We start from the raw sequence: 22,705 nt of genomic DNA on the forward strand, positions 1-22,705 counted from the left end.
TCCCACGTCGGAGCGGCCCGGCGCGTCGGACGGACGTCACCACGCGGGCAGTCATCAGGGGTGAGCACAGACCAGGGTGAGACGACGTCGGGCGGGGTGGGTGCACCACCACCCACCCCGCCACCAAGGCGACGGACCGCCGTCGGACACGCCGACCACACCTCTACCCGGACGAACCACGCCTCTACCTCGGCGGACACGGCTCTACCTCGGCCAACCAGGGTTGTACCTCGGCGGGTCAGAGGGCGTCGTTCATGGCCTTCGCGAGGGAGCGCAGGCGGGCGGAGTCGAAGAGGTCCTCCAGCAGGACGACGTTGCCCGACGAGTCGCCGAGCGGCACCTTCCAGTTGGGGTACTCCTGGTCCGTGCCGGGCTGGTTCTGCGAGCGGCGCTCCCCCACGGCGTCGGCGAGCGAGACGCCGAGCAGGACGGCGGGCGTGCTGCGGACGAGCCGGTGCAGGGCCTCGACGAGCTCGCGCTCGGACGGGTCGTCGCCGACGAGCCCGCGCTCGCGCAGGAACGCGACCATGGCGTCGCGCTCGGCACGGGCTGCGCGGCGCACGTCGGCGACGTCCTCGGTGAGGACGCCGAGACGGTCGCGCAGCTCGACGTGCTCGCCCGCGAGGTACCCGGCGGACGGCGGCAGGTCGTGGGTCGTGACGGTGGCGAGCGCGAGGCGACGGTAGTCCTCGGGCGGCAGCGGCGCGCCGTCGGACGTCTTCTCGAACCAGAGCACGGAGGTACCGAGCACGCCGCGGTCGGCGAGGTAGTCGCGGACCCACGGCTCGAAGACGCCGAGGTCCTCGCCGATGACGATCGCCCCGGCGCGCTGCGCCTCGAGGCAGAGGATGCCGATCAGGGCCTCGTGGTCGTAGCGGACGTAGGCACCGGCGTCGGCACGCGCCCCGCCCGGGATCCACCACAGGCGGAAGAGCCCGATGACGTGGTCGATGCGGATCGCGCCCGCGTGGCGCAGCACGGTCCGCAGCATGTCCCGGTAGGGCGCGTACCCGGCGCGGGCGAGCGCGCGCGGGTGCCAGGGCGGCTGGGACCAGTTCTGGCCCTGCTGGTTGTACATGTCCGGCGGCGCGCCGACGGAGACCCCGGTGGCGAGCACGCCGCGGTGCGCCCAGACGTCGGCGCCCTCCGGGTGCACCCCGACGGCGAGGTCGTGCATGATCCCGACGGACATGCCCGCCTCGCGCGCGGTGCGCTGGGCGGCGCGGAGCTGCTCGTCGGCGACCCACTGGAGCCAGCAGTAGAACTCGACCCGGTCGGCGAGCTGGTCCCGCAGGGCGGCGACGGTCGGCCCGTGCGGGTCGTACGCGCCGGGGGGCCAGTCGCGGTCGCCGTAGTGGTCGGCGAGCGCGCACCACGTCGCGAAGTCCTCGAGGCCCCGCCCCTGCTCGGCACGGAACGCGTCGAGCGACGCCTGACGCGCGGTCGAGCGCGGCGCCGCGAAGACGACCTCGAGCGCGGCCTTCTTGGCGTCCCACGCGGCGTCGCGGTCGATCGGTCCGGGGTCGGTGTCGAAGTCGCGCACGGGGTCGAACGCCCACTCGACGAGCGAGCGGTCCGCCGCGGACAGGTACCCCGTCTCGCGGATGTCCTCGACACGGACGTAGAGCGGGTTGACGAAGCGCCTGCTCGTCGGCAGGTAGGGCGACGGCGTCATCGGCGTGCGCGGCTCGGCGGCGTGCAGCGGGTTGACGAGCACGAAGTCGGCCCCGGCCTCGCGCGCGGACAGCCAGGCGAGGTCGGCGAGGTCGGAGAGGTCACCGACACCCCAGGAGGCGCGCGAGCGCACCGAGTAGAGCTGGGCCATGAAGCCCCAGGCGCGCCGCTCGAGGACCGCGGCGGGGAGCTCGAGGCGCTGCGGCGTCACGACGAGCGTCGCGCGGGCCTGCGTCCCGTCGCTCTCGGCGTGCAGGTCGTGCCACCCGAGGGGCAGGTCGGCGGGCACCTCGAACGTCGCGCGCCCCACGCGCCGGCCGTCGACCGTGCGCGGCTCGACGAACACGTCGAGCTGGCCGAGGTCGCGGCGCCCGCGTGCGGCCCGTGCCGTGTGCTGCCCGGCCGGCCGGGCGCCGTGGCGCGACGGCTCGGCCTCGAGCTCCACCCACACCTCGACGGCGGACCCGTCGGCGACGTGCACGGGGAGCGGGACGGCGTCGCCCTGCCGCACGACGACGGTCGGCGGCAGCATCTGGCGCCACGCGTCGTCGCGCGAGTGCTCGAGGCTCACCGCCACCTTCTCGGGCGACGAGGCGGGGACACCGAGGGCCTCGAGCACGGCGACGAGCGTCGAGGCGCGGACCTGGCGGCGCGACCCGTCGAAGTCCCAGAAGTCGGACGCGACACCGTGGGCGTCGGCCAGCTGCACCAACGGCTCGGGCAGGTCCGTCTGCGGGGGTTCGCTCACGCCTGCATCCTGCCAGAACGCAGGCCCGCGAGCAGCGCGTTCGCCCGGCGCGCCCAGGGGTCGCCCACCCGCCCCGGGTACCCTGCGCTCATGTCTCGACCTGCCCTCCTCCCTCTCGTGCCGCTCCCCGCGGCCCCGGACGACGATCCCCTGGAGCCCTTCGACCCGTCGAGCACCCAGTCGTGGATCGACTGGTTCGTGGGGCTCCCTCTGCGCGTCCTCCTCATCGTCGGGATCGGCTCGGTCGTGCTCGCCCTCGTGCGCCGCGTCATCCGGAAGGTCACCGAGCACATCGCCGAGGGGACCCCGACGCTGCGGAGCAAGCGCCTCAAGGGCATCGGCGAGAGTGCTGCGGGCAGCGTCCTGCTGCGCGCGAACCCGCTCGCGTCGGCGCGGCGGGCCCAGCGCGCCCGCACGGTGGGTTCGGTGCTGCGTTCGACGGCGAACATCGTCATCGGCGCCACGATCGTGCTCATGGTGCTCGCCGAGCTCGGCGTGAACATCGCCCCGTTCCTCGCGTCCGCCGGCATCGTCGGCGTCGCGCTCGGCTTCGGCGCCCAGAGTCTCGTCAAGGACTTCCTGTCCGGGACGTTCATGCTCCTCGAGGACCAGTACGGAGTGGGCGACACGGTCGACCTCGGTGAGGTGTCCGGCACGGTGGAGGAGGTCGCGCTGCGCGTGACCAAGGTCCGCGACGGCAACGGGACGCTGTGGTACATCCGCAACGGGGAGATCCTGCGCACGGGGAACAAGACCCAGGAGTGGGGCCGCGCCGTCGTCGACGTGCGCGTGGCGTACTGGGCGGACGTCGACGCGGTGCGCGCCGCGCTGCTCGCCGCGGCCGAGGACGTCGGCGCCGACCCCGTGCTCGGGACGTACTTCCTGGAGCCCCCGGAGGTCACGGGTATCGAATCGATGACGGCCGAGGCCCTGCAGCTCAAGGTGCAGGTGAAGACGCAGGCCGCGATGCAGTGGGAGGTGGCGCGCGCGCTGCGTGCCCGCGTCCGGCAGGGGCTGTCCGACGCGCGGATCCCGCTGGCGGGAGCGCAGCAGGTGGTGGTCCTCGACCACTCGCCGTCGGTGCCCGACGACCGCCCGGACGACCGGACCGACGACGGTCCGAGCGCGCCGGCGCGGGACGACCAGGCGACGCGCGACCGGCGCGGTGCCGCGGCGGCCGCCGCGGTGCAGGACCGGCCCGGCGGCCCGGCGGGCTCCTCCGCCTGAGCCGGGTGGCGCCGTCGGGCACGTCCGTCCCCGGCGGCGCCGGCCCCCGCGGCGGAGGGCCGGACGGGGTCAGCGCAGGCCGTCGAGCTCCGCGGCGAGGTTGTCGGCCTCCGGGCCGACGATGACCTGGACGACGCGGCCGGAGCGCACGACGCCGAACGCGCCGGTCGCCTTGAGGCGCGCCTCGTCGACGAGCTGCGGGTCGGTCACCTCGACGCGCAGGCGCGTGATGCACGGCTCGAGGTCGACGACGTTGCCCTGGCCCCCGAGGGCCTCGAGGATCTGCTGTGCCTTCTGGTCCGAGGGGGTGCTCATCGAAAGTGTCTCCTGAGGCGAGTCGCGGGTGGGGATCCGCGCGGGGGATCCGGGGTGTCGGGGTGCCGTGCACCTGGCAACAGCCTAGTCTCCTGGCGAGGTTGTCACCGGATCGACGCAGGAGCGCAACGGCACCGCAACAACGCTGTGCCGCGCGCGAGTCCCCTCGTCGGGCGGCGACGGGCACGCGTGCGCACCGGCCCGGGCACCCGGGTCGCACGCCCGAGTCGGACAGGAGCGAGGTCGTGACGGGCGGAACACAGGACGAGGCACGGCAGGTCATCACGGGCATCGGCGTGTGCCCCGGCACGGTGGTCGGACCGGTGGTGCTCATGCCGGAGCCGATCGCGGAGCCGGCACCCGGGCTGCGGATGGGCCCGCGCGAGGACCACGAGGCGCAGGCCCGTCGCGTCGACGCCGCGGCCGCGCAGGTCGCCGCCGACCTCCAGCGTGCCGCTGACGCCGCCGACGGCGAGACGCGCGACGTGCTCGAGGCGACCGCCGCGATGGCCGGGGACCCCACCCTGGCGGCCGACGCGCGGCGCCGCGTCCTCGACGAGCACCTGGTGCCGGAGCGCGCGGTGTGGGAGGCCGCGGAGGAGGTCGTGCGGCAGTTCACCGAGCTCGGCGGGTACTTCGCCGAGCGCGCCCGCGACGTCGCCGACGTGCGCGACCGGCTCGTGGCCGCGCTCACGGACCGCCCCGCGCCCGGGGTCCCCGAGCACGCGGAGCCGTTCGTGCTCGTCGCGCCCGACCTCGCGCCGTCGGCCACCGCTGCCCTCGACCCGGCGCGCGTGCTCGCGATCGTCACCGACGGCGCCGGCCCGACGTCGCACACCGCCATCGTCGCCAACGCCAAGGGCATCCCGGCCGTGGTCGCCGCGACGGGAGCGAGCGCGGCGCTCGCGCCGGAGGACGTCGTCCTCGTCGACGGCGCCGCCGGGACCGTGGTCGTGCACCCGTCCGAGGAGCAGGTCGCCGCGGCGCGGGCGCGCTCGCTGCAGGTACGCACGTTCGACGGCACCGGCCGCACGCGCGACGGGCACCGCGTCCAGCTCCTCGCGAACGTGGGCGACCCCGCGGGCGCGGCGCCGGCCGCCGCCGCGGGCGCCGAGGGCGTCGGGCTGTTCCGCTCGGAGTTCTGCTTCCTCGACCGCGAGCAGCCGCCGACGGTCGAGGAGCAGGTCACCGCCTACCGCACGGTGTTCCGCGAGTTCGGCGGGCGCAAGGTCGTCATCCGCACTCTCGACTCCGGCGCGGACAAGCCGCTCCACTTCCTCACGGTCGACGACGAGGAGAACCCCGCGCTGGGCGTGCGCGGGCTGCGCACCGCCGCGCGGTGGCCCGAGCTGCTCGAGCAGCAGCTCGACGCGATCGCCCAGGCTGCCGCCGCCGAGGAGGCCGAGGTCTGGGTCATGGCGCCCATGGTCTCGACCGTCGGCGAGACGGAGTGGTTCGTCGAGCGCTGCCGTACCCACGGGCTCGACGTCGCGGGCGTCATGGTCGAGGTCCCGAGCGCCGCGCTGCTCGCCGGGCCGATCCTCGCGCGCGCGTCGTTCGCGTCGATCGGCACGAACGACCTCACGCAGTACACGATGGCGGCCGACCGTCTCCTGGGATCGCTCGCCGAGCTGAGCGACCCGTGGCAGCCCGCGGTGCTGCGGCTCGTCGAGGCCACGTGCGCGGGCGGCGCGCAGCAGGGTCGGCCCGTGGGCGTGTGCGGCGAGGCGGCCTCGCAGCCGGTGCTGGCCGTCGTGCTCGTGGGGCTCGGGGTGTCGTCGCTCTCCATGACGGCCCGGGCGATCCCCGACGTCGCCGCGCTCCTGCGCGAGGTCGACGTCGACGAGTGCCGGCGGCTCGCGCGGCTCGCCGTCGAGGCCGAGAGCGCGGCCGAGGCCCGCGCCGTGGTCCGCGAGAACCTTCCGGTGCTCGCCGAGCTCGGCCTCTGACGCGCGCGGACGCGCGCTGTGACGTGCGTCCGGGTCGCCGCGCGCGGCCCGGACGGCGGCGACGCCGGTGCGATGATGGGCCGGTGACGACCGAGCCCAGCCCCCGCACGACGCTGCCCGTCGCCGGCCTGTCGAACGGCCCGACGACCGGCCCGGCATCCGGACCCGCGACCGACGCCGCGCCGGTGCGCCCGAGCCGCACGTTCTACGACGAGGTCGGCGGCCACGAGACGTTCGTGCGCCTCGTCGACGCGTTCTACGAGGGCGTCGCCGACGACCCGGTCATGCGCCCGATGTACCCCGAGGAGGACCTGGGCCCCGCGCGCTGGCGCCTCACGGCGTTCCTGGAGCAGTACTGGGGCGGCCCGACGACGTACAGCGAGCAACGCGGTCACCCCCGCCTGCGGATGCGGCACGCCCCGTTCAAGGTCAACCCCGAGGCGCGGGACCGCTGGCTCGCCCACATGCGCGCCGCCGTCGACACCCTCGACCTCGCGCCGATCCACGAGGCGACGCTGTGGGACTATCTGGAGCGCGCGGCGCACTCGCTCCTCAACACCTTCGAGGACTGACCGACCCGCCGCCCGAGCGAAGGAGCCCCCACCCGTGACCCCCGAGCCCACGCCGCCGTCGACCTCCCCGGCCTCCCCCGGCCCGACGTCGGACGCCGCCCCGCGCGAGCAGGTCCCCAACCCGCTGAACCACCTCCTCGACGTCCTGCGCCTCGAGCGGGTCGGTGACGGCGACGGGTCGGCCGCCGACCCCGAGCACTTCCGCGGCGAGAGCGTCCACCAGCCGACAGGCCGGGTCTACGGGGGCCAGGTGCTCGCGCAGGCCGTGCTCGCCGCGGGCCGCACCGTGCCCGAGGGCCGTCTCCCCCACTCGCTGCACGGGTACTTCCTGCGGCCTGGCGGCCTCGACGTGCCGATCGACTTCGCGGTCGAGCGGCTGCGCGACGGGCGCTCGTTCAGCGCGCGCCGGACGCACGCGATCCAGCACGGCAAGCCGATCCTGTCGATGATCTCCTCGTTCCAGGAGGACCAGGGCGGCATCGAGCACTCGTCGCCGATGCCCGACGCCCCGCCGCCGGAGGACGTGCCGTCCGCGCTCGACGTGCTCGGCGGCATCGACCACCCGATCGCACGCTTCTGGTCGCACCACTCGGCGTTCGAGCTGCGGCACGTCGGCGGCTCGCTCTACCTCGGTCCCGACCACGAGCCCACGGATCACCAGATGGTGTGGATGCGGGCGCGGGGCGACGTCGGCGACGACCAGCTGCTGCACCGTGCGCTCATGGCCTACGCGTGCGACCAGGTGATGCTCGAGCCGATCCTCCGCGAGTCGGGCACGAGCTGGGTCACGCCCGGCATCTCGATCGCGAGCCTCGACCACGCCATGTGGTGGCACCGCGACGCGCGGGTCGACGACTGGCTGCTCTACGTGCAGTCGGCGTCGAGCGCCCAGGGCGGCCGCGGGCTCGGGGCGGCGCGCGTGTTCGCGCAGGACGGGACGCTCGTCGCGTCCATCGCGCAGGAGGGCATGGTCCGCCTCCCGGCGCTGTGAGCACCGGGAGGCGGACCCCTCTCACGACGGTGTCAGCCAGGTGTCAGCCGCACGCGACCGTCGGTGACGACGGCGGCGCGCCCGTGCCGATGAACCCGAAGGACGTCGTCGCGCCGGCGACGAGCGTGCCGTTCCACCCGACGTCCGTCGCGGTCAGGACGCTCCCGCTCAGGCTCGTCGTCGCGTTCCAGGCCTGCGACAGGCCGCCGGGTGCGAGGTCGAGCGACACGGTCCAGCCCGTGACGCCCGACGCTCCGGCCGTCACGGTGACCTCGGCCTGGTACCCGCCCTGCCACGACCCGCGCGTCGCGTAGGTCGCGGTGCAGGCGCCGGGCTCGGGCCCGCCGTCGTCCGCGAGCGTCGTGGCCTGCGCCCCCAGGGACACCGGCGAGAGGTTGCCCGCCGCGTCGCGTGCCCGCACCGTGTACCGGTAGGTGGTCTCGGGCGCGAGGTCCTCGTCCGTGAAGGTCGTGCGCGCCGTGGAGCCCACCACCTCCCCGTCGCGCAGCACGTCGTACGCGACCACGCGGACGTCGTCCGTCGACGCCGTCCACGCCAGCGACGCGGTCGTGGCCGTCGTCCCCGTCACGGCGAGGCCGGCGGGCGTCGTGGGCGCCTCGGTGTCCGGCTCCGTCGGGACGTCCTCGCCGAACAGGCGGTCGTAGTCGGCGAGCGCCGTCGCGACCGCGGTCTGGGCCCAGAACCGGTGGTAGGTGAACTCGGGCGCGGGCCCGCCGTCGAGGTGCGCCTGGACCTTCGACCACTGCGGGTCGTCGAGGTAGAACGACCGCAGGTCGAGGAACGACGCACCGGGCTCGATGACGTCGCCGTTCGGCATGGTCCCCGTCCACCCGGCCGGCACGTACGTCCCGTCGCCCGTGGTCGACGTCAGGACGTCGTCGAAGCGCGCATAGTCGGCGCGCGTCTCGGTCGTCGCGACGCCGACCGGGTCGCTGTTCTGCTCCCAGATCGCGTCGAGCAGGTCGCGCGCGACCTGCTGCGCCGCGTCGTGCTGCAGGCCCTCGCCGCCGGCCGCGTAGTACATGAGCGTGCGCGCGAGCGCGCCGGCGACGCCGACGTCCTGGCCGTAGCCCGTCACCTCGACGCTCAGGCCCGCGTTGTCGCCCGGGTTCTCGGGGTCCCAGTCGTCGGGCTGGCCCGACCACGCGAGGTTGGACGGGATCTGCCAGGAGTCGTCCGTGACCGTGACGTGGTCGATCACCCACGGCACCCACTTGTCGAGGATCGCCTCGGCGCGCTCGTCGCCCGTCTCCTCGTAGAGCTGCGCGATCCGCTCGACCCCCCAGCCCTGCATGCCCATCCACGAGTTGGACGGCGGGTCGTGGTAGACGGGCGCCTCGGTGTACGCCATGCCGTAGAACGTCGCGACGTCGTCGGGGCGGTCGGCGTAGTGGCCGTCCCACGAGTTCGTGCTGCCGCCCGCGATCCCGCCCTCGGGCGACTGGAGCCACTGGAAGAGCTCGATCTGGCGGTCGAGGCTCGTGCCCCAGTCGTCGCTCGCCGTGGGCGAGGCCGGCTGGAGCGCGGGGTCGTTCGCGAGCGCCCAGGCCGCCATCGGGTTCTGGTACCCGAAGTGCGCGTGGCTCGACCCGATGCGCCAGGCCCACGGGCCGGACGTGTCGAGCGCCCCGCCCCACGCGTAGTACCAGGACAGCAGGTAGTGCGCGCTGCTCCGGCCCGACCCCGCGGCGCACGACGTGGACTCGCAGCCCGGCGTCTTGAAGTACTTGTCGAACAGCGCGTAGCGCAGGTAGTCGCCCATCTTCGAGGCCTTGCCGACCGTGTCGGCGACGGCCTCGGGCTGGCCCTGCTCGGTCGCGAACTTGTTCGCCCAGTAGGCCGCCTCGACCGCGCGCGCATCGGCGTCGGGCGCGTTGGTGTACTTCCACTGCTTCGCGTACGACGCGTCGCCCGTGAAGAGGTCGAGGTAGCCGTTCTCGCCGCCGTAGCTGAAGTCGTCGATCGACGGCTGGGGCACCGTCTCCCAGACGGACTCCTGCGGGCCGCGCTGGAACGTGTTGATGTACGACGTGCCCTCGTGGTCCGGCCCGAGCAGCGTCGAGGAGCCCGGTGCGGCGCCGAAGCCGTACACGTTGTCGACGTCCGCGAGCCAGTGCATGCCGTAGACCTCGGGCGTGCCGTAGGTCGACCGCAGCTCGGCCGCGATCGGGTCGGTGCCGACGGACACCGACGTGTCGAGCTGCGACGGGTACTGGCTCGGGTGGTTGAACTCCGGCGCGTACGTCGCGGGCTTGGCCGGGTCGTACGCCCCGTTGGTGGGCTGGTTCTCCGTGGTGGGGATCATGTACGCCTCGAGCGTGTCCCACGCGTGGTTGAACGGCTCCCAGTCGCCGGTCACCTGACCGTACGACGTCTCGAGCCACAGCCAGAAGGAGTACGCCTCCGACGTCGTCTCGTGCCCGTAGTCCGGCGCCTCCACCATGAGCGTCTCGACCGCGTGGTACGGGATGCCCTGGGGTGAGAAGTAGCCGTTCGCGGGGTCGTGGACCTTCGCGTACAGCTCGAGGAACCGCTGCGTGTACTCGCCGTCGACGAGCGCCGCGGCCGTGCCCGCCGTCGACGTGGACCGTGGTGCCGCAGGGTCGGCGCTCGCCGGCGGGACCGCGGCGAGGGCCGCGAGCACGACGCCCGCGGCGAGCGCGGCGGCCGTCGTACGCCGCCCCCGTGGGGCTCGCGCGTGCGGGGCGGTGGGTGGTGGCGCTGCGCGCCGGGACGTGCGTGGCATCGTGCTCCCTCTCGTCGTCGAGCCCCGCGGCGGCGATCACGAGGGCGCCGTCGTCGGCGTCCCCACCCCCGCGGGTCGATCGACTCTTGGCGGGGACGCCGGGCTCTCACAACGCGCGAAACGTTTCGGACGACGCCGACCACGGCACGACCGTGCCGAGCGCCCGCGCCCGCCGACGCGCGAGCGCCACCCCGGCGCGGCGCAGGACCTCGAGCGCGTCCGGCGCCCCGGTGACGTCCCCCAGGTGCTCGACGACGGCGGACCCGCACGCCCCCGCCGCACGCACCGCCGCGTGGCGGGCGGCGTCGTCGGACACACCGTCGAGGAGCGCGACGAGGTCGGTCGGCGCCAGCGCGCACAGCGAGCCCGCCGCGCCCAGCGCGCCGGCGAGCCGGTGCAGCGCGGGGACCGTCGGCGGCGCGTCGAGCCCGACGGCGAGCACGTGCGCGCCGTATCCCGGGACCCGCCCGCCACGGCCGATCGCCTGCTCGAGCCGGTCGACGAACAGCGAGCGGTGCAGCACGCCCGAGTCGGGGTCGACGAGCGCCCGCTCGCGCAGCTCGCTGCGGAAGCGCTCGACGTCGGACAGGACGGCGAGCGCGCCGACCATGCGGGCCGGGCGCCCGCCGGCGTCGTGCACGGTCACCGCACGGCACCGCACCCGCACGTGCTCGCCGTCGGCGCACCGTAGCCGGTGCTCGACGTCGAGGGGCTCGGTCGTGCCCGCGAGCTGCGCGGCGACCGCGGCGTGCACGGCCTGCAGGTCCTCCGGGTGCACCCGGCCGAGCCACTCCTCGGGGTCGTCCCGGAGGTCGGCCACGTCGCAGCCCACGATGCGGGCCCACGCCGGCGACCAGCGCACGGTCCCCGTCTCGACGTCCCAGTCCCACGTCCCGTCGTGGGACGCGATGGACACGAGCGCGGCGCGCTCGGCCCCCGCCTCGACCTCGAGCGCCAGCTCGCGCACGCGCTCGGCCGAGTCGGCGAGCGCGTGCTGCTGCTCCTGCAGCGAGGTGACCAGGGCCTCCCGGTCCAGCGCGACGGCGAGCATGGCCGCCCAGTGGTTGTACCGCTCGCGGGTGCTCGTCGTGCGCGTGTCCACGAGGCCGCCCACCACGAGGAACCCCCAGTCGGACCGACCGAACGCGACCGGCGCGACGACCGTGAGCGACCGCGGGTCGAGGAGCTCTCGGGGAGGGAACTGCGCCGTCGCGAGGACCGACCCCGCGAGCCGTTCGACGGCCGTCCCGCCGCCGCGGACGCCGACTACCCGCAGCACGCGGCGGCCGGAGCCGTCGTCGGCGTCCTCCCACAGCGCGAGCGCCGCCGTCCCGCCGACCCCGCGCGGCAGCCAGTCGAGGCGACGCAGCCCCTCCCCGTCACCGCGCAGCAGGCCGAGATCGACCTCGTAGAGGTCCACCAGGTCCTGCTCGAGCCGCCCCGTGCGCGCGACCGCGCCGTGCGCGCACCCCCGGGCGACGGCGACGACCACCTCGGCCGCGGTCGCCCGGACGGCGTCGGCCCGCGTGACCGCGGAGCTCGCCGGGGGGTCCCGGTGGGTGCCGCGCGACAGCACGGTCCGACCGAGCTGGGACGCGCGCACCACCGGGCGGCGCCGTCGCAGCTCCCGGACGAGCGCGGCGACCTCGGCCTCGAGCGCGGGCACGATCTGCTCGAGCGCCTCCTGCGACGGGCGCAGCGCCGCGGTCCGGTCCGCGAGCGAGCGCAGCGCCGCCGCCGGGGGCACCACGCCCGACTCCGCGGCACCCCGGAGCAGGTGCCGCAGCACCAGGAGCCACGCGTCGACCGGAGCCGGGCGCTGGCCGCCGTCCGACGCGCGCCGGCGCTGGACGCCGCGCACGTCGGACCGCTCCAGGACGGAGGCGAAGACCACCCGGGCGACCTCGTCGAGGGGCCGGTCCGGGTCCGCGGGCGCCGACACGGCCGCCACCCGGGCGGCCGGTGCGCCGATGAGCTCGCCCTGCGTGCCCTCCAGGCACCCGCACGACTCGCGCCGGATGAGGGCCGCGCGGCCCAGCCGGTGCTCCCGGCCGACGTTCTCCCCGCGTGCCCGCGCGACGAGCAGCTCGGCGACCCGCTCGCCGACCTGGTCGTGCAGCGGGTCGACGGTCGAGAGCCGGGGCCGCGCCCGCGCCCCCGAGTCGGCGTGGTCGAACCCGACCACGGCCTGCTCCGCGGGCAGCTCGAACCCGCTGGCCTGCAGGCCCCGCATGAAGCCGATGGCGTTGCGGTCGGTCGCGGCGAGCGTCGCCGTCGTCGGCAGGCCACGGGACGCGAGCCGACGCGCGGCGGCCTCGGCGCTCGCCTCCTGGTTGTCGCGCGTGCGGTAGACCCACGAGGGCGAGAAGGCGAGGTCGTGCGCGGCCAGCGCCGCACGGTACGCGTCGTACCGCTCGAGCGTGTCGCGCTGCTCGGTGTTGCCGACGAAGCCGATGCGGTCGTGACCGTGCTCCACGAGATGGTCGACGGCGGCGCGGACGCCACCCGCGTTGTCCGGGGACACCGCGGGCGCGCGCAGCCCGTCCGCGCGCACCCCCAGGAGCACGAGCGGGACGCCTGACGCGTCGAGCTCGCGCAGCTCGGCGTCGGCGAGCGCCGTCGTCATCACGACGAACCCGTCGAACGACGAGCGCCCCAGCAGGGGCCGCCGGCCCGGCGGTCCCGGGAACTCGTCGCGGTCGAGGTCCGCAGGGTAGGTCTGGAGGGCGACCACCCGGTGCCCGTGCGCCCGCAGGACCCGGGCGATCCCCGCCAGGGACCGCCCGAAGTAGAACCCTCCGACCACGGGGCACAGCACACCGAACGTCAGGTGCTCCCCCGCCTGTCTCGGGCGCCTCGTCGCGTCCGTCGACATCCTCGTCACCGTCCCCGTCACGTCATCGTCACCGAGTCCTGGTAGGCATCATGCACCCAAACCGGGCACAGTGTGGGAGCGTGACCACCAACTCGTCCCCGGGACCGGCCTCGCACGGCGCCGTCGGTCCGAGCGCACGGCGCATCACGATCACCGACGTCGCCCGTGCGGCGGGGGTGTCGATCGCCGTCGTCTCCTACGCCCTCAACGGCCGGCCGGGGGTGTCCGAGCGCACCCGTCGGCACGTCCTGCGCACCGCGGCCGACCTCGGCTGGCGGCCGAGCGCGGCCGCCCGCTCGCTGCGCTCCAGCGCCCGCAGCGTGGCGCTCCAGGTCGTCCACGCCGCCGAGGGAGCCGCCGGACCGAACCGCGCCCTGGCGCTCGCGGCGGGCATGCGTGCCGTCCTCGCGGAGCACGACCTCGCCCTCGGCCTCGAGGTCACCGACGACCGCGACGAGGGCGCCCGGGAGCTCGAGGCAGGCTGGTCCGAGCGGCGGCACGCGGCGTACGTCGTGGTCGACGCCCACGCGCGCGACCCCCGGATCCGGGCAGCACGCGAGGCCGTCATCCCGCTCGTCGAGGTCACGCCCGGCCCGTCCGACCCTGCCACGCCCGGCGTGCGGACCTGGTTCGCGGGCGACGCGGACGCCCGCGCGGCCCGCTACCTCGTCGAGCTCGGCCACCGCCGGATCGCCGTCCTCGTCTCGGACGCGCAGGACGAGCTCGCGCGCACCCTGGTCGCGGCGGCGCGCGACGCGGGCGGCCCGGAGACCCGGGTCGACGTCGTCGAGTGCCGCACGTGGGAGGAGACGCGCTCGCGCGCGGCGCGGCTGGTCGCGCACGACTCGCGTCCCACCGCCGTGCTCACCGACACGGACGTCGCTGCGCTCGCCGTGCTCGAGGCCGGGCGGGGCCAGGGGCTCGAGGTGCCGTGGGACCTGTCGGTGCTGTCCGGCGAGGACTCCGCGACGTGCCGGCTCGTCGCGCCCGCGCTCACCGCCGTGCACCGGCCGTTCCAGCGGCTCGGAGCGCACGTCGCGGACGTCGTCGTCGCACGGCTGGGCCTCGGGCGCCCGGTCGCGCGCCCCGACGCCGACCCAGCCACGACCCGCCCGGCGGTCGACCGCGAGCGCCCGGCCGCGCGCCTCCTCCTGCGGGGGACGACCGCGCCACCGCGCGGCGCCTAAACGTTTCAGGCGGTAGCCGACGACGGCCCGGGTTCGTCACGTTGTCCCCGCCGGGCAGAGCCGCCCGGTGCGCGGACCCGTCCGCGCTCCCGGACCCTTGGAGGACCACGTGCCATCCCGATCCAGTCGACCGCGCAGGGGCGCGGCCGTCGTCGCGTCGCTCGCGCTGCTCGCCGCCCCGCTGGTCGCGGCCGCCGCGCCGGCGAGCGCCGCCGAACCTCGCGTGAGCAACCCGTTCGCCGGGGCCACGCAGTACGTCAACGAGTTCTGGTCCGCCAACGTCGACGCCGCCGCCGACCGCGCCGGCGGCGATCTCGGGTCCCGCATGCGGGCCATCGCCGACGAGCCCACCGCGGTCTGGATGGACCGCATCAGCGCGATCGAGGGCAACGCCGACGGCCCGGGCCTGCGGCACCACCTCGACGCCGCGATCGCGCAGAAGCAGCCCGGCGTGCCGATGGTCTTCAACCTCGTGATCTACGACCTGCCCGGCCGCGACTGCTACGCGCTCGCGTCCAACGGCGAGCTCAAGCCGAACGCGACGGACATGGCGCGGTACGAGACCGAGTACATCGACGTCATCGCCGACATCCTCGACGACCCCGCCTACGAGGACCTGCGCGTCGTCGCGACCATCGAGCCGGACTCGCTGCCGAACCTCATCACGAACATCAGCACGCCCGACTGCCAGGCGTCGGCGCCGTACTACCGCGAGGGCGTGAAGTACGCGCTGGACGCGCTCCACGACGTCGGCAACGTGTACTCGTACATCGACGCGGCACACGCCGGCTGGCTCGGCTGGCCGAGCAACGCGGGCCCGGCGGCGAAGCTGTTCAAGGAGGTCGTGCTGTCGACGGACGCGGGCTACGCGTCCGTCGCGGGCTTCGTCACGAACACGGCCAACTCCACGCCGCTGCACGAGCCGTTCCTCGAGGACGTCCAGCTCGGCAGCACGCCCGTGCGCTCGGCGTCCTTCTACGAGTGGAACGCCGACTTCGACGAGGCCGACTGGACGGCGCACCTCTACGACCTGCTCGTGGCGGAGGGCTTCCCGACGTCGATCGGCATGCTCGTCGACACGTCGCGCAACGGCTGGGGCGGCGAGGACCGCCCGACGGCGGTGAGCACGTCGACGACCCTCAACACCTACGTGGACGAGTCGCGCGTCGACAAGCGCATCCACCGCGGCGCGTGGTGCAACCCGGCCGGCGCCGGGATCGGCGAGCGCCCGCAGGCCTCGCCCGCGGGCTTCCCCGAGTCGCACCTGCACGCCTACGTGTGGGTCAAGCCTCCGGGCGAGTCCGACGGCGCGTCGTCCGACATCCCGAACGACCAGGGCAAGCGGTTCGACCGCATGTGCGACCCGACGTTCGTCTCGCCCAAGCTCGCCAACCAGCTGACCGGCGCCCTGCCTGACGCCCCGCTCGCGGGCCAGTGGTTCGAGTCCCAGTTCCGGATGCTCGTCGAGAACGCCTACCCGGCGATCGAGGGCGACGGGAGCGGCGGGCCGGCGGACACGACCCCGCCGTCGGTCCCCACGGGCCTGACGGCCGGCGCGACCACGACGACGTCGGCGAGCGTGAGCTGGACCGCGTCCACCGACGACCGCGGCGTCACGGGCTACACCGTGCTCGTCGACGGCGTGGCCGTGGGCACGACGGCCACGACCTCGTTCACGGTCACCGGCCTCGACGCGGGCACGTCCTACGCCGTGACCGTCCGCGCGCGCGACGCCGCGGGCAACGTCTCCGCCGCGTCCGCGCCGCTCACCGTGACCACGGACGAGGACGGCGGCCCCGGCGGCGACGACCAGGCGCCGTCCGCCCCGACCGGGCTGCGCGTCTCCGGCGTGACGACCTCCACGGTCGCGCTCGCGTGGAACGCGTCCACCGACGACACCGGCGTCACCGGCTACCGGGTCTTCCGGGACGGGACGCAGGTCGCGCAGGTGACCGCGACGTCGTACACGGACACCGGCCTCGCGGCGGGCACCGCGCACGTCTACGCGGTGCGGGCGTTCGACGCCGCGGGCAACGTGTCCGCCACGTCGGGCACCGTGACCGGCACGACGGCGCAGGACGGGGGCGGCACCCCCGGTGCGTGCACCGTCGCGTACACCGCGAGCTCGTGGAACACCGGCTTCACGGGGTCGCTGCGGATCACCAACGACTCCGCCGCCGCCCTGCAGAGCTGGACCCTGACGTTCTCCTTCGCGAACGGCCAGACGATCACCCAGGGCTGGTCCGCCCAGTACGCGCAGTCCGGCTCGACCGTCACCGTGACCCCCGCCGCGTGGAACACCACCCTCGGCGCGGGCGCGAGCGTCGAGGTCGGCTTCAACGGGTCCCACACCGGGACCAACAGCGAGCCGACGTCGTTCACCCTGAACGGCGCCGCCTGCACCGTCAGCTGACCTGAGACGACCGGCGGCCGGGGCTCTCACGCCCCGGCCGCCGGTCCACGCGACGTTCGATATCGATATCGACCCGGAGGGTGCACCCATGAGCAGGACCAGCTTCAGACGATCTCTCGCGACGACGCTCGCGACCACGGCGCTCGTCGCCGCGACCGTCCTCCCGGTCGCCACGACCGCGACCGCCGCCACCGAGCCGCTCGGCGACGCCGCGGCGAGGCACGGCAGGACCATCGGCTTCGCGCTCGACCCCGGCCGGCTCTCCGAGAGCGGCTACCAGGCGGTCGCCGACCGCGAGTTCTCGCTCGTCGTCGCGGAGAACGCGATGAAGTGGGACGCGACCGAACCCTCCCGGGGCTCGTTCTCCTGGGGGGCCGCGGACCAGGTCGCGAGCTACGCGGCCGCGCAGGGCGCGGACCTCTACGGGCACACGCTCGTGTGGCACCAACAGCTCCCCGGCTGGGTCCAGGGCCTGACGGGCACGGATCTGCGTACCGCCATGACGGACCACGTCCGCGCCGTCGCCGGGCACTTCGCCGGCGACGTCGAGGCGTGGGACGTCGTCAACGAGGCCTTCGAGGACGACGGCTCCCGACGGCAGAGCGTCTTCCAGCGGCGGCTCGGAGACGGCTACATCGAGGACGCGTTCCGCGCCGCGCGGGCTGCCGACCCGGACGCCGACCTGTGCATCAACGACTACAGCACCGACGGGATCAACGCGAAGAGCACGGCGATCTACGACCTCGTCGCCGACTTCACGTCTCGCGGTGTGCCGATCGACTGCGTCGGGTTCCAGGCGCACCTGATCGTCGGCCAGGTCCCGTCGACGCTGACCCAGAACCTCCAGCGGTTCGCCGACCTCGGCGTGGACGTGCGCATCACCGAGCTCGACGTCCGCATGAGCACCCCCGCCGACGCGTCGAGGCTCGCGCAGCAGGCGTCCGACTACGCGAAGGTCTTCCAGGCATGCCTCGACGTCGACCGCTGCACGGGCGTGACGCTGTGGGGCATCACCGACAGGTACTCGTGGATCCCGGGCGTCTTCCCAGGTCAGGGCGCCGCGCTCGTCTGGGACGACGCGTACGCGCCCAAGCCCGCGTACGCGGCGATCGCCGAGGTCCTCGGCGCCCGGGACGACGGACCGGGCGGCGACGACCAGGCGCCGTCCGCCCCGACCGGCCTGCGGGTCTCCGGCACCACGACCTCCTCGATCTCGCTCGGGTGGAACGCCTCGAGCGACGACGTCGGCGTCGCGGGCTACCGCGTGTACCGCGACGGGACCCAGGTCGCCGAGGTCTCCGGCACGTCGTTCACCGACACCGGCCTCGCGGCGGGCGCCTCGCACGTCTACGCGGTGCGGGCGGTCGACGCGGCGGGCAACGCGTCCGCGACGTCCGGCACCGTGACCGGCGAGACCGCGGAGGGTGGCGGCGAACCCACCGGGGCCTGCACCGTCGCCTACGCGGCGAGCTCCTGGAACACCGGCTTCACCGGGTCCCTCCGGATCACCAACGACTCCGCCGTCGCGCTGCACGGCTGGACCCTGACGTTCGCCTTCCCGGACGGGCAGACCGTCACCCAGGGCTGGTCGGCGCAGTACGCCCAGCAGGGCTCGACCGTCACCGTCACGCCGGCGCCGTGGAACACCACGCTCGGCGCGGGTGCGAGCGTGGACGTCGGCTTCAACGGCGCCCACTCCGGGATCAACACCGAGCCGAGCTCCTTCACGCTCGACGGCGCCGCCTGCGACGTCGTCTGACCGACGAGCGACGTCCGGGGCGCGCAGGGGCCGCCCCGGGCGGCGTCCGCCCCCCGCGGCGGAAGGGGCTCCCGCACCGTGGTGACCCGGCCGCGCCCCCGGCTCAGTCCGCGAGGACGGGGACGGGGGTGCCGTCGGCGGTGCGACCCACCACGACCACCGGCGGCAGGTCCGTCGAGCCGACCTGTGCGACGTCGGCCGCGTCGCGGACCCAGGTAGACGGGTCCGGGCGCGGCCACGTGACCGTGGACCCCTCGACGCTCGTGCCGTCCACGGACGCGAGGACGTCGACCCGCACGACCTCGCTCCCGCCCGCCACCACGAGCTCGGGTCGCGGCTCGGCGTCGCCGCCGGGACCGCCGTCGACCCACTGCGCGACGAGCGGCGGGACGCGCGTCGCCAGCGGCGACCCCGGCGCGACCGCGCCGCCGCCGAGCCGGTCCGTCCGCGGGTCGCCCGGCTCCTCGCCGTCGACGGCCGCCGGGGCCGGCCTCGAGGCGTAGACCTCCCACCACGCCCGGGGGTCCCATGCGCTCGTCGTGACCGCGACGACCGCCAGGGGCGTGCCGTCGGAGAGCGCCGACCCGTCCCAGATCGCCGCGACCGGCGGGTCGGCCCGGCGCCGCTCCTCCGTGCCGTGGTAGGCGGCCAGGAGCGCGCTCCAGGTCGGAGCCCCCGCGGCAGGATCGAGGAGCCGGCCCCACAGCACGTCGAGGTCGGCCGTGGTCACCACGCCTCCGTCGGTGAACAGCAGACCCGGGTCGTCGCCGTCGGGGACGGCGCTCACCGAGGCCGCCCGGATCACGCCACCGCGCTGGCCGACGAGGAGTCCGTCGTCGACGGGCACGGTCACGAGGACCGGCACGTCGTCGTCCTCGCCCTCGGGATGCGCGACCTCGACGCCGTCCGGCTCCGCGCTGCGGGCGAGCGACTCGGCGAGCAGCAGCAGGCCGTCGTCGAGCTCGACGGTCGCGCGCGCGGGCCACCGCTGCTCGTCGCTGTCCGCGAGGATGCGGTAGGCGTCGGTGCGCTCGCCCTCGGCGTCGACCGGCGCGAGGAAGGTCGCGACGTGGTCGCCCGAGCGGAGCGCGACGAGACGGCCGGTGGGCGCGTCGTCGAGACGGAGCCCGTAGCGGCTCTCGAACGCGAGGTCGGCCGCGGGGACGTCCCCGGCCCACAGCACCTCGAGAGGCTCGTCGGCCGCGGGCGGCTCCTCCTGCCCGCCGACGTCCTCGCGCCGCCAGGCGTCGGCGGCGGCCTCGAGGTCCTCGGACGGCGCGCCGTCCTCGGTGAGACCGCCCCGGGTCGGGTAGCCCTCGAGCGTCGACGAGCTCACCGGTGCGTCGACGGGATCGGTGCCACCCCGCGCGACCAGCCAGAGGGTCAGCGCGCCGGCGAGCACGAGCACGACCGCTCCGCCGACCAGCACGCGTCCCCTGCGGCGCCGCCACCACGGGCTCTCCGACGTCGTCATGTCCCCTCCCTCGTCCGCGCCCGCCCACGCTAGCCGCGACAGGGCCCGGCCGGAGGCCCGGGCGATGAGGACCGCTCCCCATGCGCCGTGCGGCCTCGGCACCCCTGCCGCGCGAGCGGGCGACGCGTCCCGCACCATGACCGGGTGCGACTGCGTCGGGTGTCCGTGACCTCCCCCGGGTACTCGCGGCGCCCGAAGGGCGACTCCTGGGTGTTCCTCGACGTCGAGGGGCTCCCACTCGCCGACGAGGACGAGGTCGCCCGGTGCACGCGCCTCGTGGTCCCGCCGGCCTGGTCCGACGTCTGGATCTGCCGGTACCCGAACGGGCACATCCAGGCGTTCGGGCGCGACGTCGCCGGCCGCGGCCAGTACCTGTACCACGAGCAGTGGCAGGTGCGCCGTGCGCGGCGCAAGCACGACCACGTGCTCGACGTCGGCCGGCGTCTGCCCGCGGCCCGGCGCCGCGTCGCGCGCGAGCTCGCGCAGCCCGGCATGGGCCGCGAGAAGGTGCTCGCCCTCGCGTTCCGGCTCCTCGACCTCGCGTACTTCCGCGCCGGCGGGGAGATCTACGCCCAGCGGAACAACAGCTACGGCCTGGCGACGATCCGCAAGGAGCACGCGCGGGTCCGGCGCGACGGGAGCGTGCACTTCCACTACCCCGCGAAGTCGGGCCAGGTGCGCGACGTCGTCGTGGACGACCCGGTGGTCGCCGAGCTCGTCACGACGCTCAAGCGGCGCCGCGGCGGCGTCGAGCTGCTCGCGTGGCGCGAGGAGGGGCCCGACGGGCGCGCCGCGTGGCACGACGTCTCGAGCGCCGACGTCCAGGCGGGCATCAAGGAACGGCTCGGCGACGACGCGACGCCCAAGGACTTCCGCACCTGGCACGCGACGGTGCTCGCGGCGCGCGCGCTCGCGGACGCCGGGGCCGCGCCCGCCTCCGAGCGGGCGCGGCGCAGGGTCGTCACGGGGATCGTCAAGGACGTCGCGGAGGAGCTCGGCAACACGCCCGCCGTCGCCCGGTCCTCGTACATCGACCCGCGACTGTTCGACCTGTGGGAGCGCGGCGAGACCATCGGCTCGACCCGCTCCCAGACGCGCGCCGAGCGCGAGCTCCTGGAGCTCCTCTCGTGAGGGCCGCGGTCACCGGCGTCACCGGCTACGTGGGTGGTCGGCTCGTGCCCGAGCTGCTGCGCGCGGGGTTCGACGTGCGCGCGCTGGCACGCCACCCCGAGCGGCTCGCGGGGCGCGAGTGGGTGGACGACGTCGAGGCCGTCGCCGCGGACGCCGCCGACCTCGACCAGATCCGGGCCGCGCTCGAGGGCGCCGACGTGGCGTACTACCTCGTGCACTCGCTCGGCACCGGGAGCACGTTCGAGGCACGCGACCGGCGCACCGCGCTGACGTTCGCCCGGGCGGCGCGCGAGGCGGGCGTGGGGCGCATCGTGTACCTCGGCGGGATGTTCCCCGACGTCCCGGAGGGCGAGCTCTCGCGCCACCTCGCCTCGCGCAAGGAGGTCGGCGAGATCCTGCTCGCCTCGGGCGTCCCGACGACGGTGCTCCAGGCCGCGGTGATCCTCGGTTCCGGGTCCGCGTCGTTCGAGATGATGCGCTACCTCACCGAGCGGCTTCCGGCCATGACGACACCGAAGTGGGTCGACAACCACATCCAGCCCATCGCGGTGCGGGACGTGCTGCGCTACCTCGTGGGGTCCGCGACGATGCCGCCCGACGTCTCGCGCGCGTTCGACGTCGGCGGGCCCGACGTCCTCACGTACCGCGACATGATGCAGCGCTACGCGAAGGAGGCCGGGCTCCCCCGCCGCGCGATCGTCAGCGTCCCGGTGCTCACGCCGAAGCTGTCGAGCCTCTGGGTCGGGCTCGTCACGCCCGTGCCGTCGGGCATCGCGCGGCCGCTCGTCGAGTCGCTCCAGCACGAGGTCGTGTGCCGCGAGCACGACATCCGGCGGTACGTGCCCGACCCGCCCGAGGGCCTCCTCGGGTTCGACCGCGCCGTGGAGCTGGCCCTGGAACGCATCCACGACGGCGAGGTGGTGACGCGCTGGTCCTCCGCCTCGGTGCCGGGAGCGCCGTCGGACCCGCTGCCGAGCGACCCCGACTGGGCCGGCGGCTCGCTGTACGTCGACGAGCGGCGGACGGTCGTCGACGCGCCGCGCGACGTGCTCTGGCGCGTCGTCGAGGAGATCGGCGGGCAGGGCGGCTGGTACTCGTGGTCGCTCGCGTGGCGCGTGCGCGGGCTCCTGGACCGCGCCGTCGGCGGGCCCGGTCTGCGGCGCGGTCGGCGCGACGAGCGGCACCTGCGCGTGGACGACGAGCTCGACTGGTGGCGCGTCGAGGCGATCGAGCCGGGCCGTCGTCTGCTGCTCCGGGCCGAGATGCGCCTGCCGGGGCTCGCGTGGCTCGAGCTGCGCGTCGACGAGGCGGCCGCGGAGCTCCCGGACGCAACCGACCCCGACGCACCCGGGCCGTCGCCCGACGACGCGAGCGGACCCGGCCGGACGTACTTCGCGCAGCGCGCGCTGTTCTATCCGCACGGCCTCGCGGGCCAGCTCTACTGGTGGGCGGTCAAGCCCTTCCACGGCATCGTGTTCGGCGGGATGCAGCGCAACGTCGCCGCGGCGGCGGAGCGCGCCGCGCGCGACGGCGAAACGTTTCAGGGCCGCACGAGTCCTTGACCCCGGCTCCGCCGCCTCCGGACAGTGTCGACGACCTGCGTCGACGCGGACGCAGCCGGAC

General features: G+C 75.2%; 14 protein-coding genes. 9 read left to right on the forward strand and 5 right to left on the reverse strand.

The window, feature by feature from the left end:
• Positions 1–238: 238 nt before the first annotated feature.
• Positions 239–2,422 carry a 4-alpha-glucanotransferase gene (gene malQ, locus NF338_RS18580; RefSeq protein WP_264032113.1) on the reverse strand — a complete coding sequence of 728 codons (2,184 nt, stop codon included), beginning with the start codon at positions 2,420–2,422 and terminating at the stop codon, positions 239–241.
• Between the two features lie 90 nt (positions 2,423–2,512).
• Here malQ and NF338_RS18585 point away from each other — a divergent pair, with 90 nt between their 5' ends.
• The gene (locus NF338_RS18585) at positions 2,513–3,649 is read left to right on the forward strand and encodes a mechanosensitive ion channel family protein (RefSeq protein WP_264032114.1); all 1,137 of its coding nucleotides are present in this window, start codon (positions 2,513–2,515) and stop codon (positions 3,647–3,649) included.
• Positions 3,650–3,718: 69 nt separating this feature from the next.
• On the opposite strand, the gene NF338_RS18590 is transcribed toward NF338_RS18585, so the two are convergent.
• Positions 3,719–4,000 carry a PTS glucose/sucrose transporter subunit IIB gene (locus tag NF338_RS18590; RefSeq protein WP_264032277.1) on the reverse strand — a complete coding sequence of 94 codons (282 nt, stop codon included), beginning with the start codon at positions 3,998–4,000 and terminating at the stop codon, positions 3,719–3,721.
• Positions 4,001–4,209: 209 nt separating this feature from the next.
• Here NF338_RS18590 and ptsP point away from each other — a divergent pair, with 209 nt between their 5' ends.
• From ptsP to NF338_RS18605, 3 genes are all read left to right on the forward strand, one after another.
• A complete protein-coding gene (ptsP, locus tag NF338_RS18595; RefSeq protein ID WP_264032115.1) occupies positions 4,210–5,913 on the forward strand; it encodes a phosphoenolpyruvate--protein phosphotransferase in 1,704 nt (567 codons plus the stop codon).
• 185 nt (positions 5,914–6,098) lie between these two features.
• Complete coding sequence (locus NF338_RS18600) at positions 6,099–6,485, forward strand: globin (RefSeq protein ID WP_087472887.1); 387 nt, start codon at positions 6,099–6,101, stop codon at positions 6,483–6,485.
• A gap of 145 nt (positions 6,486–6,630) precedes the next feature.
• On the forward strand, positions 6,631–7,476 hold the full coding sequence (locus NF338_RS18605) for an acyl-CoA thioesterase (protein WP_244286426.1): 846 nt from the start codon (positions 6,631–6,633) through the stop codon (positions 7,474–7,476).
• Positions 7,477–7,519: 43 nt separating this feature from the next.
• Here NF338_RS18605 and NF338_RS18610 read toward each other — a convergent pair whose 3' ends face one another.
• Entirely contained in the window at positions 7,520–10,243 is a 2,724-nt protein-coding gene (locus NF338_RS18610) for a glycoside hydrolase family 48 protein (RefSeq protein WP_264032116.1), read from the reverse strand.
• A 106-nt stretch (positions 10,244–10,349) separates the two neighbouring features.
• Positions 10,350–13,118, reverse strand: coding sequence for a substrate-binding domain-containing protein (locus NF338_RS18615; RefSeq protein ID WP_264032117.1), 2,769 nt, complete (start codon positions 13,116–13,118; stop codon positions 10,350–10,352).
• 80 nt (positions 13,119–13,198) lie between these two features.
• On the opposite strand from NF338_RS18615, the gene NF338_RS18620 reads away from it, so the two are divergent.
• From NF338_RS18620 to NF338_RS18630, 3 genes are all read left to right on the forward strand, one after another.
• Positions 13,199–14,305, forward strand: coding sequence for a LacI family DNA-binding transcriptional regulator (locus tag NF338_RS18620; protein ID WP_264032118.1), 1,107 nt, complete (start codon positions 13,199–13,201; stop codon positions 14,303–14,305).
• A gap of 109 nt (positions 14,306–14,414) precedes the next feature.
• Complete coding sequence (locus NF338_RS18625) at positions 14,415–16,718, forward strand: glycoside hydrolase family 6 protein (protein ID WP_264032119.1); 2,304 nt, start codon at positions 14,415–14,417, stop codon at positions 16,716–16,718.
• A gap of 88 nt (positions 16,719–16,806) precedes the next feature.
• Positions 16,807–18,477 (forward strand): endo-1,4-beta-xylanase, encoded by a 1,671-nt coding sequence (locus tag NF338_RS18630; RefSeq protein ID WP_264032120.1) that lies wholly within the window; start codon positions 16,807–16,809, stop codon positions 18,475–18,477.
• Between the two features lie 103 nt (positions 18,478–18,580).
• Here the strand turns inward: NF338_RS18630 and NF338_RS18635 are convergent, their stop codons facing one another.
• Positions 18,581–19,951 carry a hypothetical protein gene (locus NF338_RS18635; RefSeq protein ID WP_264032121.1) on the reverse strand — a complete coding sequence of 457 codons (1,371 nt, stop codon included), beginning with the start codon at positions 19,949–19,951 and terminating at the stop codon, positions 18,581–18,583.
• 144 nt (positions 19,952–20,095) lie between these two features.
• On the opposite strand from NF338_RS18635, the gene NF338_RS18640 reads away from it, so the two are divergent.
• Positions 20,096–21,082, forward strand: coding sequence for a DNA topoisomerase IB (locus NF338_RS18640; protein ID WP_264032122.1), 987 nt, complete (start codon positions 20,096–20,098; stop codon positions 21,080–21,082).
• Positions 21,079–22,644: an SDR family oxidoreductase gene (locus NF338_RS18645; RefSeq protein ID WP_264032123.1), complete on the forward strand. Its 1,566-nt coding sequence runs from the start codon at positions 21,079–21,081 to the stop codon at positions 22,642–22,644. Before NF338_RS18640 ends, NF338_RS18645 begins: the two co-directional genes overlap by 4 nt.
• Positions 22,645–22,705: the final 61 nt, after the last annotated feature.

It is taken from the genome of Cellulosimicrobium sp. SH8, from assembly GCF_025818875.1.
Classification (GTDB): domain Bacteria; phylum Actinomycetota; class Actinomycetes; order Actinomycetales; family Cellulomonadaceae; genus Cellulosimicrobium; species Cellulosimicrobium cellulans_D.